The organism is Ruegeria sp. AI3 (assembly GCF_056541245.1).
This window is the reverse complement of sequence record NZ_JBQFYA010000001.1, coordinates 558,176-571,265: the sequence shown is the minus strand read 5'-3', so window position 1 is coordinate 571,265 and position 13,090 is coordinate 558,176. Positions and strand designations below refer to the sequence as shown.

Here is a 13,090-nt window from a genome sequence, read left to right as displayed (position 1 = left end):
GCTTTCGGCGCTGTTTTTTTGATCAGGCCGCGGGTTTGCGACGGGGGCGCCGGCGCTTGTTTTGCCCGGGCTTCGCACTTCCGTTCGCCGATCTCGGCTTGAAACGCCGATTGTTCTGGCGGCGTCCGCTACGTTCCGCCTCAACAGGTTCGGGCTGTGTGCCGCTGGCAACCGGGATGTCGATCTTCATCAGCCTTTGGATTTGACGCAGCAGATCGACCTCTTCCGCCGAGCAGAACGCAATCGCCTCGCCTTCGCGACCGGCCCGGGCGGTACGGCCAATGCGGTGGACATAATTGTCGGGCACCTCGGGCAGGTCGTAGTTGATCACATAGGCCACACCGGGAATGTCGATCCCGCGCGCGGCGACATCGGTTGCGACCAGCACGTTGATCTCTCCGGCGCGGAAGGCCTTGATGGCGCGGTCACGCTGTCCCTGGCTTTTGTTGCCGTGGATCGAGGCTGCGTTGTAGCCATCGGCAACCAGCCCCTTCATCAGCTTCTCGGCCCCGTGCTTGGTGCGCGAGAAGACAAGGGTCAGGGCGTCGGTGTCCTGCGACAGGATCTCACGCAGTTTGCCAGGTTTCTCGGGTTTGGTGACGAAGTGAACCGATTGCGTGATCTTGTCCGCCGCTTTACCTGGAGGCGAGACTTGCACCCGCTGCGGATTGGTCAGGTAAGCCCGGCTGATCTCTTCCATCTGCTTTGGCATCGTGGCCGAGAACAGCATGGTCTGACGCGGCGTGCCCAGAGCAGGCGCGATTTTGCGCAAAGCGTGGATGAAGCCAAGATCCAGCATCTGGTCGGCTTCGTCCAGAACAAGGTGGCGAACCGACCCAAGGTCGACGGCCTTCCGCTCCATCAGGTCGATTAGACGCCCCGGCGTGGCCACCAGAATATCTGTGCCGCGGCCCAGAAAGGCGATCTGTTTGTTGATGGACTGACCACCCACAACAGTTGCCACGCGCAATTTGGTCTTGCCGGTTAGAACGCGCAGGCTGTCGGCAATCTGGTTCACAAGCTCGCGCGTGGGCGCGAGGATCAGAGCCTTGGCCGTTTTGGGCGCAGGTTTGCCGGGTTGGTTTAGCAGGTGATCAATCAAAGGCAGGCCAAAGGCCAGCGTTTTGCCGGTACCGGTCTGCGCCAGCCCCAGAATATCATGCCCGTTTAGAGCCAGCGGGATCGCCTGGTTCTGGATCGGCGTGGGCTGTGAGAAATTCGCACTTTTCAGTGCATCGTTGAGCGCTGGTGCAAGGCCCAGCATATCGAAGTCGAACAATATTTATCCTTTGCCGCCCGCAGCATTCGCCAACGGGCAAGTCGTGATGGGCCGCATTCGCGACCGATAGGGTCAAGCGGGACCTCGGGACAGGCAGGCGAATCCTGCTCTATCTGGTCGTCGCGTTAAGAACCCTGCGTGATGGGGAACTGGAAAAATCTGTGGCGCTGTGGGGCAGATGGTGCCCGCCGAGGCTCACGCGTCAGCGCTGGTCAGAGGCACATGATGCGTGGCAACTGAATTGTCAAGGCTTGTCAGTGATAGCTCCTTGGTCTTGGGAAAACCCTGATCCGGCTTATCGGATCAGGGCAGGGCAAGTTTAGGTGCGAAGATCCCCCGCATGGGCGATGCTATCGCGATTGGCTTCAACGAATTTCAGCATATGCCCCATCGAATACGTTCCGTCGTCATCTGCGCCAAGTTCTTTCCACGGCTTAAAGTCATGGGTCGAGCAGACAAGGCTTTCCGGGTCAAGATACAGAAGCCGCAGCAACACCGTCGCGACGATCGTGCCGCCCACCGGCCCAAGTCGACCGCCATTGCCTTCGGCCTCTTGCAGACAGTAATACCACAGCGGTGTTTTAGTGACGCCGTGGTCTGACAGCTCAGGCGGAGCCGCAAGTTCGGGCACATGCATCTTACGCGCCATTTGTTGACCTGAGGCAAGCTCCAACGTGAGGCGGTCGCGCAGCAGGTTGCGCAAAGGAAGTTTGCGGTTCTGATCCTCGGTCATTGTGGCGCCGCCGATATCGGCCGTGCCGCTGATGAAGGGGAGCGCGAAAATGGATTGCGCCATTTTGCGCCCAATGGGACGCGCACGCTTGCCTGCAGTTTGACCGGGATAGTCGAACAATTTCTCGAAATGAATGTTCAGGTCTGACGGCCGGAAGGAGAACTCGGGCCGTCCTAACTGGAACAGGTCGAAATCCAGATTGTCATGATTGAGTTGGTATTTGGATTGCACTGTTGCGTGTCCGAAGCGGTAAGCCGCGCCGGAGAATTCTATCGGCATAACCGGAGAGTCATCTTTGAAAGGCTTTGGAAGTGTCCCGCCTTCGAGATGATCGCGCACATGTTTTAGAGTGTGGGCGTCGACGAATGCCTGAAGCAAATCATGGGCTACGAGATATTGATAGTGCAGCCGACAAATACGGCGTGCAACCTGGAAAGGCTCCTCGCTTTTCTTGAAGGTATGCATGGCTGCCGCTGAGATGCCGGACAAGGCTTTGCGCGCCATGCCACTGTCTGCCTCCAAGGCTGTCATGACGATGTTGTGTAAGCAGATAAAAGCGCCCTGCAATTGCGAAACGATTTGGTTTTCGTCGTTACGAGGATCGCCAATCAGCGCTGTACCTTGCTTGGTTCGGGCAAGATCGAGATGATTGTCAGCGTTGCCAAAAAGAAGGAAACCGTGATGGTGCGGGTGATAAAGGTGCGGCGATGCTTCGGGGCCATCACCGTAAACGCAATCGAGGTCCAGTGTCGGGGTGCGGATATTGCGAATGGTGGCTGGATCAATAACTGTCCCAATGGCTGAGGTCGCGTCCAGCGTTACATCGTGGTCAACGAATTGACCGAAGAAAGTCATGCCGGCGGCGACGTCATGCCCCTGTGGGTCATTGGTATCTTTCATTGAGTCGACCGCTGCATCAAACGCGGCGAGGACATCAGCGGTATCAAAGGGCTCACCGCCTGGGGCGATACCTGAGAGAGGGTTGCGATGCCCAATTCGTCCAAACGTATCCGGCAGCGGTGGGCGTGGGGTATCCGCGCATTCTTTTACCAGCGTTTCATATCGGCTAAGCCCATGGGGTTGGCGTGACATAACTACTCCAAAAAATAAACAACTTCGTTCTAGGTTGAATCATGCTCACAAAATGATGAGCATAATGGTCAAAATAGCACAAAAGAGGATATAAATCCTTCTTTTTCTCAAAATCGGAAACGAAATTGAGGAATAAGTCTGTGTTTAATCTGGGTATGCAGGCTGTATTTGGGGGTATTTTCTTTCGAAAAGGTGGTTCGTGCAGGACAACGCTCGCGGAGGGTTGTGAAAAGGTTAATAAAAAGAACGGCTTAGGTGTTGCGACCCGTTGCGCCCCAACTTGACACTGCGCACTTATTCTCGTATAAGTTGTGCCATGCTAGAAGAAGTGGGCAACGGCCCCGGGGCAACCCGGCGGCCGTTTTTTCGTTTCTCTCGTGCGGAGAAAACTCACGCATGAGGTCACAGGCAAACATGACTTTGATTACCCCGGAAGAGCGGATTTCCCAGACGGCTGACTTGTTGCAGTCGCTCGAGAGGTCCATTCGCGATCTGCGCCATGCAGCGGAAGAACTGCGCCAGCAGATCGGAGCCGGGGAGGATGCAGACCTTGCCGGAACAGGCAAACAACTCGGCCAGCTAGAGGGGCTGATCCGCAGTTGCCAGAAAGTGGAGACAAGCTTTGTCGAACAACATCACAGACAAGCCGGAATTGCCCAAGGGGGATACGCACTCGACCTTGACCGGGCTCGGTTTGAGGTCGGGTGCAGGCTGGCTCGCCTCCGCACCTGTTGCGGTGCAGGACAGATTTCTGAGTGAGATCGGGAAGGGGGGGCTTTGTGCCCTCCCTTTTCTTTTCGAGTTCTGGGCGCTGCCGCATCAGCTTCCGCCCGATGGCGACTGGCGGTCCTGGGTGATCATGGGCGGGCGCGGGGCTGGCAAGACGCGAGCGGGGTCCGAATGGGTGCGGTCGATGGTCGAAGGGTCCAAGCCTTTGGACAAGGGCGCTGCGTCTCGTGTGGCTCTGGTGGGTGAGACCTTTGATCAGGTGCGTGATGTGATGATTTTTGGCGATAGCGGTATTTTGCAGTGTTCGCCGCCCGATCGACGGCCCACATGGAAGGTTTCGGAGCGCAAGTTGATCTGGCCCAACGGGGCCGAGGCGCAGGCATTTTCGGCGTATGATCCCGAGGGGTTGCGCGGCCCTCAGTTCGATGCCGCCTGGGTGGATGAGTTGGCCAAATGGAAGAAGGCCGGTGAGACCTGGGATATGCTGCAATTTGCTTTGCGTTTGGGGGATCAGCCTCGGGTTTGTGTGACGACCACGCCGCGCAATGTGAAGGTTCTGAAAGAGTTGCTGGCGTCGCCCTCCACCGTTCAAACCCACGCGCCGACCGAGGCGAACCGCGCCAATCTGGCCGCGTCCTTCCTCGAGGAGGTGCGCGCGCGCTACACGGGCACACGGCTGGGGCGTCAGGAGTTGGATGGGGTGCTGCTGTCGGATGCCGAGGGGGCGCTTTGGACGGGCTCGATGCTGGAGACGGCGCGTTGCGCGCATCTGCCCGAGTTGGACCGGGTGGTCGTTGCACTTGACCCGGCGGTGACAGCAGGCTCGAATGCGGATGCCTGCGGGATCGTGGTCGTGGGCGCGCAGCTACAAGGGCCGCCCGAGGAGTGGCGCGCCTATGTGCTGGCCGACCGCACTGTGCAGGGCGTCGGCCCGGCGGGCTGGGCGCTGGCGGCGATTGACGCGATGGATGAATTCGGGGCTGAGCGGTTGGTGGCCGAGGTCAACCAGGGCGGGCAGCTGGTGGATGAGGTGGTGCGGCAGGTGGACCCTTTGGTCCCGTTCCGCGCTGTGCGAGCCTCTCGCGGCAAGGTCGCGCGGGCCGAGCCTGTGGCGGCTCTGTACGAGCAAGGGCGGGTGAGCCATGTGGCCGGGCTGGACGCGCTGGAAGAGCAGATGTGCCAGATGACCGCGCGCGGGTTCGAGGGGCAGGGCTCACCCGACCGCGTCGACGCTTTGGTCTGGGCGCTGCATGAGTTGGTTGTGAGACCGGCGGGAGTGTATCGGCGTCCAAGGGTGCGGAGTTTGTGAACTCTAAGAAGTTTGCTTGCCATCAATCACATTTTGCATAGCGGACTGATCCCTTGTTGGAAGCACTCAGGTTCAGGACATCGGCTTCCCTTGGCTCCAACTATCCTCATATTCACCGAGCAATCGGGACAACGCCAACAGCGAAGAAAACAGCCTTGCATAGACATCCGGTGACATCATTGTTTTGTAGTCATCAAGCACCTGCACAAGATTGACTACACTTGACGCAAACGCCTCGTAGACGTGTTTGTCAGCAGCGGTAGGTTCGTTTGTCCAGATATCGTGCGCATCGTAGTAGATGGACGGGATAGGGTCATTTTCATTCATTGTGTTGCCTCTTGCACTCGAAGCGCACGTGGGGGGCAAGTGAGACGCAAACAACATCTCTGGCATGAATTCAAAAGACTTTGGCTGCGACTGAAAAGGAATTTGGCTCAAACTTCAACGAGCGGCCAATTCTTACAATTGGCCATTTTGGATTCAGGGCAGGGCTCACACGACCGGCTCGACGCGCCGGACAGGGCGCTGCACGAGTTGATGGTGGGGCCCGCGGGGGCGTATCGGCGGCCTTGGGCGTGGTGCCTTTAGTTATTGCTCACCAGTTTTCTCGAATTTAGCAAATGCTTCTGCGTAATCGGGGTGCCAGCGAGAGAGTGGAGGGCGGTTTTCGGTAATGTCTTGAATAGCCCATTGTGCTCGACGTCGGTCGCGTGTCTCGTCGACATCGTTGTCCGGGCAAAGGATATAAAAATCACCATTGGCCATTCGATTGAACAAGTGATCAACCGTTTGTTCACTGGTCCACGCCGCGGGCGGTTTTTCCGGGAGGAAAGACGCAATCATACCAGTGTATGTAAAACCTGGCACAAACAAGTGAACAGAAATTGGTGCTCCGGCTTCACGCAACTCATGAGCCAATTGTTCGCTTAGCACTTTGACCGCGGCCTTGGTGACATTATAGCCGGGGTTGCCCGGTGGTGTTGTAATACCCTGTTTCGAGCCGGTATTTATGACTACAGCAGGGCGGTTAGCTTCGATCATGCGAGGCATAAAGGCCTGCACGCCTCGTAGAACGCCGAAAAAATTCACCTGCAAAAGCCGTTGCCAGTTTTTCATTTCTGACCAAGCGGTTGTCGGCAGACTTATCCCCGCGTTGTTCATTAAAGCAGCAATTGGACCTATCTCAAATGCGCGATCGGCAAGTCTGTTTACCTCTTCATCTGATGTCACATCAGTCGGTATGCCTTCAATAGGTGCGTCAGCGGACGCCAATTGGCGTGCTTCTTGAACAGCTGCGTCAAGTTGTGCTCCGGCTAGGTCTGCTAGAACGACGCCCAAACCCGCCTGCGCAAACCGTAGTGCCGCAGCACGCCCGACCCCACTTGCCGCCCCGGTAACAACCGCAACGCCACCATGTTTCACTGCGTCGTTGAACATTTTGCTTTCCTTCCCGATCCATAAAGCTGCGCAAATTTGAAATGGTCATCCAAAAGTAACAAAGGTTGCCTCAATAGAGTATCAGGCTCGTCACCAATTCTGTCTACCACTCAGGCCACAGATGATTTTGGGTGCTTGTGTTGCTCTCCCTCCGCGCGCTCCATTCCCAAGCTTTAAACTTCTTTCCGTCATAACTCCTTTCAACAAGCCGGACACAACGGCGGCAGAAAGGAGCACAGATGGTATTCGATTTCTTGCGTCGTGGAGCGCCCGAGGCGAAGGCGAGCGCGGCTGGCCCCGTGGTGGCTTGGCAGACGGGCGGGCGCGTGGCGTGGAGCCCTCGGGATGCGGTGTCGCTGACGCGGACGGGATTTTCGGGGAACCCGGTGGGGTTCCGCTCGGTCAAGCTAATAGCCGAGGCGGCGGCGGCCCTGCCTTTGGTGTTGCAGGATCAGACGCAGCGCTATGACGTGCATCCGATCCTGTCCCTCATGCGGCGTCCGAATGCGGCGCAGGGGCGGGCAGAATTGATGGAGGCACTGTTTGGGCAGTTGCTGCTGTCGGGTAATGCCTATGTGGAGGCTGTCCAGACTGATGAAAGTTTGCCGGTTGAGCTGCATGTTTTGCGCTCGGATCGCATGAGCGTCGTGCCGGGCGCGGATGGGTGGCCCAAGGCGTATGACTATGCGGTGGGTGGCAAGAAGCACCGGTTTGCAGCAGAAAACATCTGCCATATCAAGTCGTTCCATCCGCAGGATGATCACTATGGATTCTCGCCGATGCAGGCTGCGGCGATGGCGATTGATGTGCATAACAGCGCGTCGCGCTGGTCGAAATCGCTGCTCGACAATGCGGCGCGGCCTTCGGGGGCGCTGGTGTGGAAAGGCGATGGCCATGGGGTGATGGCGGAGGATCAGTTCCGGCGTCTGAGCGATGAGATCGAGCAGAACTATCGCGGGGCGCGGAATGCGGGCCGTCCGATGGTTCTGGAAGGGGGACTGGATTGGAAGCCGATGGGGTTCTCTCCGTCCGATATGGAGTTTCAAAAAACCAAGGAAGCCGCCGCCCGCGAAATCGCGCTGGCCTTTGGGGTCCCACCGATGCTGCTGGGGATACAAGGCGACGCGACCTATTCGAACTATCAGGAGGCCAACCGGGCGTTCTATCGCCTGACCGTGCTGCCCCTGGTGGCGCGGGTGGCGGCGGCGGTGTCGGAGTGGCTGGTTGGCTTTACCGGCGAGGATCTGATGCTGAAACCCGATCTGGATCAAGTGCCCGCGCTGTCGGCGGAACGCGATGCGCAATGGGCGCGGGTCAACGGGGCTGATTTCCTCACGGATGCCGAGAAACGCGCGTTGTTAGGGTTGCCAGAGCGTGCCGATGTCTGAAGGGTATCCTCCGTTCGAATGCGCGCCGGGCCTGCGTCTGGCCGCGCATGAGCGGGTGGTCGAGATCCAGCACGCGCATCTATGCAGGCGGCTGGATCAGATCGAAGAGATGATGGAGCGGCTGGAGCGCCGGTTGTGGCTGACGGTCTATGGCGTGGTCGCGGTGATCCTGGCGCAGGCGTTTCAATCCATCTTGGTTGTAACGCCTTGAATTCAGTAGTTTACATGGAGAAGTTCATGGATTTAGAGCGTAAATTTGCCCGGTTCGGAGACGGGTTGTCCGTCACCGATGACGCCGTGATCGAAGGCTATGCCAGCCTGTTCGGACAGGTCGATCAGGGCAGCGATGTGGTGCAGCGCGGGGCGTATCGCGGCTCGCTTGACGGGCTGGCAAAGGCTGGGCAGCGGGTCAAGATGCTGTGGCAGCACGATCCAGCGCAGCCCATCGGTGTCTGGGACGAGGTCCGCGAGGACGACCGGGGCCTTTGGGTCAAAGGGCGTCTGCTGGAGGCTACGCAAAAGGGCCGTGAGGCGGCGGAACTGATCCGGGCGGGCGCGATGGATGGCCTGTCGATCGGCTATCGCACCAAGCGGGCCGTGAAGAACGACAAGGGCCAGCGGGTCCTGACTGAACTGGAGCTTTGGGAAGTGTCTTTGGTGACCTTCCCGATGCTGTCCAGTGCGCGGGTGGTGGCGAAGGGCGTGGACCCTGAGGCCGAGAACACCTGGCGCAGTATTGCCGAGGCGTTCGACGACGCTCGGCAGGAGCTGGCGCGGACCTAGCGCGCCTCAATCCTACCCAAAAAGGAAGTGCTGATGAGCAAGACCGAAACCCCGGCCTTGACCGGAGAGGGTGCGCCCCTGGTTCAGGAGGTGAAGCAGGCGATGGCTGGCTTCGTGAATGAATTCAAGGACCTCAAGGCCAAAGTTAAAACACAACTGCAACAGACAGAAGAGCGACTGACCATGCTGGATCGTAAATCAACCATCGCGGCGCGCCCGCATCTTTCGGCCTCGATCCAGGACGGCGCACCACATCAAAAGGCCTTCGACGCCTATGTGCGTTCGGGCGAGGATGATGGACTGCGCGGGCTTGAAATGGAGTCGAAATCTCTGTCGAGCGCGGTGAACAGCGATGGCGGCTATCTGGTTGATCCGCAGACCGCCGAGACGATCAAGTCGGTTCTGAATTCGACCGCCTCCATCCGTTCGATTGCGTCGGTGGTGAATGTCGAGGCGAACTCGTTTGATGTGCTGATCGACCATACCGATGTTGGCGCGGGCTGGGCGGGTGAAAACGCGGCTACGGCAGAAACCGGCACCCCGTCGATTGATCGCATTTCCATTCCGCTGCACGAGCTGAGCGCGCTGCCCAAAGCCTCGCAGCGCTTGCTGGATGACAGCGCGTTTGATGTCGAGGGCTGGCTGGCCGGGCGTATCGCCGACAAATTCGCCCGCGCCGAGGCTGCCGCGTTTATCGGTGGTGACGGGGCGGACAAGCCCAAGGGTATTCTGGACCACCCGGCGGTCGATAATGATGTCTGGGCCTGGGGCAATCTGGGCTACGTTGCGACCGGCACCGCGGGTGGAGTCGATGCGGATGCGATCGTGGATGTGGTATATGCGCTGGGTGCGCAGTACCGCGTGAACGGCACCTTCGTGATGAACTCGAAAACCGCCGGTATGATCCGCAAACTCAAGGACAGCGATGGCCGCTTCCTGTGGTCCGATGGTCTGGCCGCCGGTGAGCCCGCGCGTCTGATGGGGTATCCGGTGCTGATCGCCGAGGATATGCCGGATGCGGCAACCGACAGCTATTCGATTGCCTTTGGCGACTTCCAGTCGGGCTACACCATTGCGGAACGTCCCGATCTGCGTGTGCTGCGCGATCCGTTCAGCGCCAAACCGCATGTCCTGTTCTACGCGACCAAGCGCGTGGGCGGCGACGTGAGCGACTTTGCTGCAATCAAGCTGCTGAAATTCGGCACTGCCTAAGCGGTGACGGATCCGGGGGGCTATCGGCCCCTCGGACGGCGGGCGCGGGCCGGGGTGAGATCCCCCGCGTTGTCTAGCTGCTCCCCTCCGTCCGAGCAACGTGGGGCGGCGCGTGCCCGTCATTTTCATGAGAGAGGCCCCGGAGGGGTCCGAGATTGCGGAGTGAATGGATGATGTTGATCGAAGAAACCGCCATCGCGGATGCGGCGCTGCCGGTGGATCAGTTCAAGGCGCATCTGAGGCTGGGCACTGGTTTTGCAGAAGACAATGTGCAGGACGAGGTGCTGAAAAGCTTTTTACGTGCGGCCATTGCGGCGATTGAGGCGCGCACTGGCAAGGTGCTGATCGAGCGTGATTTTTCGTGGGGCCTGAATGGCTGGCGTGATGGGGCGGGCGAAGTGCTGCCGGTGGCTCCGGTCGGGGTGATCAGTGCGGTGACGCTGACGGATGCGGCGGGGGTCGAGACCGTTATGGAAGCGGCTGCTTACCGGTTGGAACGTTATGGTCAAGGCCCTCGGTTGCGTCCGGCGGGATCTTGTTTGCCGTCGATTCAGACTGGTGGATCGGTGAAGATCGTCTTCACGGCCGGGATGGCTGCGGATTGGGGCGGGCTGCCCGCTGATCTGGGTCAGGCAGTGCTGCTGCTGGCGGCGCATTACTATGAATATCGTGATGAGACGGCACTGGGCGCGGGCTGCATGCCTTTTGGCGTGACCAGCCTGGTCCAGCGCTATCGCACGGTGCGCTTTGGCGCCGGGGTGACGCAATGAGCGCGCCGCGACTGAACCGCAAGCTGGTGCTGGAGGCTCCGGTCCGGAGTGCCGATGGCGCGGGGGGGTATACTGAGACATGGGCTGCGCTGGGCTCGCTTTGGGCCGAGGTGACGGCGCGCAGCGGATCGGAACGCGCGGTCGGCGGGGCTTCGGTCTCGCGCGTTGGCTACCGGATCGTTGTGCGTGGCGCGCCTGAAGGGTCGAGCATGCGGCCCGCTCCGGACCAGCGGTTCCGCGAAGGTGCCCGGCGGTTCGTGATCCGCGCGGTCGCCGAGCGGGATCCGCGGGGCCAGTACCTGACCTGTTTTGCAGATGAAGAGGTGGCGGCATGAGTTACGGCGTATCAGCCGCTTTGCAGGCGGCGGTGTTTCAACAGCTTTCAGGCGACGCGCAGGTAAGCACGTTGTCGGGCGGGGCGATCTATGACGCGGTGCCTGCCGGGACCATGCCGCAAACCTACGTGACTTTGGGCCCGGAAGAGGTGCGAGAGGCCTCGGACCGCGCAAACGCAGGGGCTGTGCATCGTTTCACGGTCTCGGTGGTGTCCGAGGCGGCAGGCTTTGGTGCCGCCAAGACGCTGGCCGGCGCGGTGTGTGACGCGCTTGAAGGCGCGGCGCTGAGTTTGGACCGGGGTCATCTGGTGGGCTTGTGGTTCGAGCGGGCCAGCGCTCGACGCACTGGAACTGGCGGCGCGATCCGCCAGATCGACCTGAGATTCCGCGCCCGCGTGGAAGACGACTAAGCAATCAACGGAGAGAGCACATGGCTGCCCAGAACGGAAAAGACCTGTTGGTCAAAGTGGATATGAACGGCACGGGCCTGTTCGAAACCATCGCGGGCCTGCGCGCCACGCGGATCAGTTTCAACGCGGAAAGCGTCGATGTCACCAGCCTGGAAAGTCAGGGCGGGTGGCGCGAGCTGCTGTCGGGGGCGGGGGTCAAGTCGGCCTCGATCTCAGGCTCGGGCGTGTTCAAGGATGAAGGCACGGATGAACGGGCGCGTCAGCTGTTCTTTGACGGCGAGACGCCCGGTTTTCAGGTGATCATCCCCGATTTCGGCATTGTCGAAGGGCCGTTTCAGGTCAGCAGCATCGAATATGCGGGCTCGCATAACGGTGAGGCGACCTATGAGATGAGCATGGCAAGCGCCGGTGCGCTGAGCTTCACGGCGCTCTGATGGCCAATCCGTGGACGGGCGAGGTGGCTTTGACCATCGATGGGGAGCAGCGGGTGCTCAAGCTTACATTGGGTGCCTTGGCGGAATTGGAACAGCAACTGGGGGCCGGATCTCTGGTCGAATTGGTGCAGCGGTTCGAAGGCGGTGCGTATTCCAGCGGCGACGTGCTGGCGCTGTTGGTCGCAGGTCTACGCGGCGGCGGCGCGCCGGTCACACGCGATGACCTGCTGCATGCCGAAATCGCTGGTGGACCGATGGCGGGTGCCAAAGCGGCGGCCGAATTGCTGGCCCGCGCCTTCATGGTGCCGGAGCAGTGAGCGGGTTCGACTGGCCCGCGCTGATGCGGGCCGGGATCCTCGGCCTGCGGCTGACGCCGGATCAATTCTGGCGTCTGACCCCGGCTGAGTTGCGGCTGATGCTGGGGCAGGGCGCGGCGATGCCTGCGATGAACCGGAAGGGCCTCGACGCTTTGCTGGCGGCCTATCCGGACAAGGAACAAGGAGAGCGTGATGACGGATCGTGAGGGTTTTGACGACCTGCAGGAGCGGGGCGAGTCGCTGGGCGATGCGCTGGGTGACGCGGCGAGTATGGCGGCGGCGTTTGATGGTCACTTGCAGCGGGTCAGGGCCGCCTTTGAAGAGACTGGGAAGGACGTTGCGACTCTGGAACGGGGCCTGTCCGGCGGTTTGCGCAAGGCATTTGACGGCGTGGTGTTGGACGGGATGAACCTGTCGGATGCGCTGGATGTGCTGAAGAACTCGATGATCCGTACGGCCTATTCGGCGGCGATCAAGCCGGTGACGGATCATTTCGGCGGCATGCTGGCCAATGGGGTTGGCAGTCTGGTGCAGGGCATATTGCCTTTTGCGGATGGAGGCAGCTTTAGCCAGGGCCGGGTGATGCCTTTTGCCAATGGCGGCGTGGTCACTAGCCCGACGATGTTCCCGATGCGGGGCGGCACTGGGCTGATGGGTGAGGCTGGGCCTGAGGCGATCATGCCTCTGGCGCGCGGCGCGGACGGAAAGCTGGGCGTTCGGACGCAGGGCGGCGGGCGTGCCGTGAACGTGGTGATGAATATCTCCACGCCCGACGTGCAGGGGTTCCGCCGGTCGCAAGGCCAGATCGCGACGCAGATGAGCCGCGCCTTGGGTCGTGGCAATCGCAACAGATAAGGGGAGC

The 13,090-nt window shown here is 60.2% G+C and carries 17 protein-coding genes; 13 read left to right on the top strand and 4 right to left on the bottom strand.

What is annotated here, in order from left to right; translation table 11 throughout:
- Positions 1 to 22: 22 nt before the first annotated feature.
- Together ACRZ95_RS02820 and ACRZ95_RS02815 are read right to left on the bottom strand one after the other, a co-directional pair.
- Positions 23 to 1,279, bottom strand: coding sequence for a DEAD/DEAH box helicase (locus ACRZ95_RS02820; RefSeq protein WP_170676445.1), 1,257 nt, complete (start codon positions 1,277 to 1,279; stop codon positions 23 to 25).
- A 319-nt stretch (positions 1,280 to 1,598) separates the two neighbouring features.
- A complete protein-coding gene (locus tag ACRZ95_RS02815) occupies positions 1,599 to 3,104 on the bottom strand; it encodes a peroxidase family protein (RefSeq protein WP_170676443.1) in 1,506 nt (501 codons plus the stop codon).
- A 414-nt stretch (positions 3,105 to 3,518) separates the two neighbouring features.
- Here ACRZ95_RS02815 and ACRZ95_RS02810 point away from each other — a divergent pair, with 414 nt between their 5' ends.
- Positions 3,519 to 3,863: a hypothetical protein gene (locus ACRZ95_RS02810; protein ID WP_170466153.1), complete on the top strand. Its 345-nt coding sequence runs from the start codon at positions 3,519 to 3,521 to the stop codon at positions 3,861 to 3,863.
- Positions 3,841 to 5,142 (top strand): DNA-packaging protein, encoded by a 1,302-nt coding sequence (locus tag ACRZ95_RS02805; RefSeq protein ID WP_480554476.1) that lies wholly within the window; start codon positions 3,841 to 3,843, stop codon positions 5,140 to 5,142. The genes ACRZ95_RS02810 and ACRZ95_RS02805 overlap by 23 nt, the downstream gene beginning before the upstream one ends.
- A gap of 72 nt (positions 5,143 to 5,214) precedes the next feature.
- Here the strand turns inward: ACRZ95_RS02805 and ACRZ95_RS02800 are convergent, their stop codons facing one another.
- Positions 5,215 to 5,469, bottom strand: a complete 255-nt coding sequence (locus ACRZ95_RS02800) for a hypothetical protein (RefSeq protein WP_170640794.1) — start codon at positions 5,467 to 5,469, stop codon at positions 5,215 to 5,217.
- A gap of 261 nt (positions 5,470 to 5,730) precedes the next feature.
- A complete protein-coding gene (locus ACRZ95_RS02795; protein ID WP_170676441.1) occupies positions 5,731 to 6,579 on the bottom strand; it encodes an SDR family NAD(P)-dependent oxidoreductase in 849 nt (282 codons plus the stop codon).
- A 239-nt stretch (positions 6,580 to 6,818) separates the two neighbouring features.
- Between ACRZ95_RS02795 and ACRZ95_RS02790 the strand changes: the two genes are divergently transcribed.
- From ACRZ95_RS02790 to ACRZ95_RS02740, 11 genes are all read left to right on the top strand, one after another.
- Positions 6,819 to 7,967 carry a phage portal protein gene (locus ACRZ95_RS02790; protein ID WP_170676439.1) on the top strand — a complete coding sequence of 383 codons (1,149 nt, stop codon included), beginning with the start codon at positions 6,819 to 6,821 and terminating at the stop codon, positions 7,965 to 7,967.
- A complete protein-coding gene (locus tag ACRZ95_RS02785) occupies positions 7,960 to 8,178 on the top strand; it encodes a GTA head formation protein, RCAP_rcc01685 family (RefSeq protein WP_170676437.1) in 219 nt (72 codons plus the stop codon). Before ACRZ95_RS02790 ends, ACRZ95_RS02785 begins: the two co-directional genes overlap by 8 nt.
- Positions 8,179 to 8,204: 26 nt before the next feature.
- Positions 8,205 to 8,750 carry an HK97 family phage prohead protease gene (locus tag ACRZ95_RS02780; RefSeq protein ID WP_480554474.1) on the top strand — a complete coding sequence of 182 codons (546 nt, stop codon included), beginning with the start codon at positions 8,205 to 8,207 and terminating at the stop codon, positions 8,748 to 8,750.
- Between the two features lie 33 nt (positions 8,751 to 8,783).
- The gene (locus tag ACRZ95_RS02775) at positions 8,784 to 9,962 is read left to right on the top strand and encodes a phage major capsid protein (RefSeq protein ID WP_170676434.1); all 1,179 of its coding nucleotides are present in this window, start codon (positions 8,784 to 8,786) and stop codon (positions 9,960 to 9,962) included.
- Positions 9,963 to 10,132: 170 nt separating this feature from the next.
- A complete protein-coding gene (locus ACRZ95_RS02770) occupies positions 10,133 to 10,732 on the top strand; it encodes a head-tail connector protein (RefSeq protein ID WP_170676432.1) in 600 nt (199 codons plus the stop codon).
- Positions 10,729 to 11,067: a phage head closure protein gene (locus ACRZ95_RS02765; protein ID WP_170639586.1), complete on the top strand. Its 339-nt coding sequence runs from the start codon at positions 10,729 to 10,731 to the stop codon at positions 11,065 to 11,067. Before ACRZ95_RS02770 ends, ACRZ95_RS02765 begins: the two co-directional genes overlap by 4 nt.
- The gene (locus ACRZ95_RS02760) at positions 11,064 to 11,477 is read left to right on the top strand and encodes a DUF3168 domain-containing protein (RefSeq protein WP_170458824.1); all 414 of its coding nucleotides are present in this window, start codon (positions 11,064 to 11,066) and stop codon (positions 11,475 to 11,477) included. The genes ACRZ95_RS02765 and ACRZ95_RS02760 overlap by 4 nt, the downstream gene beginning before the upstream one ends.
- Before the next feature lie 20 nt (positions 11,478 to 11,497).
- Positions 11,498 to 11,911: a phage major tail protein, TP901-1 family gene (locus tag ACRZ95_RS02755; RefSeq protein WP_170374021.1), complete on the top strand. Its 414-nt coding sequence runs from the start codon at positions 11,498 to 11,500 to the stop codon at positions 11,909 to 11,911.
- Entirely contained in the window at positions 11,911 to 12,228 is a 318-nt protein-coding gene (locus ACRZ95_RS02750) for a gene transfer agent family protein (RefSeq protein WP_170458820.1), read from the top strand. The genes ACRZ95_RS02755 and ACRZ95_RS02750 overlap by 1 nt, the downstream gene beginning before the upstream one ends.
- Positions 12,225 to 12,434 carry a rcc01693 family protein gene (locus tag ACRZ95_RS02745; protein WP_170482874.1) on the top strand — a complete coding sequence of 70 codons (210 nt, stop codon included), beginning with the start codon at positions 12,225 to 12,227 and terminating at the stop codon, positions 12,432 to 12,434. The genes ACRZ95_RS02750 and ACRZ95_RS02745 overlap by 4 nt, the downstream gene beginning before the upstream one ends.
- A complete protein-coding gene (locus ACRZ95_RS02740) occupies positions 12,421 to 13,083 on the top strand; it encodes a phage tail tape measure protein (protein ID WP_170676429.1) in 663 nt (220 codons plus the stop codon). Before ACRZ95_RS02745 ends, ACRZ95_RS02740 begins: the two co-directional genes overlap by 14 nt.
- The last annotated feature ends 7 nt before the right edge of the window (positions 13,084 to 13,090 follow it).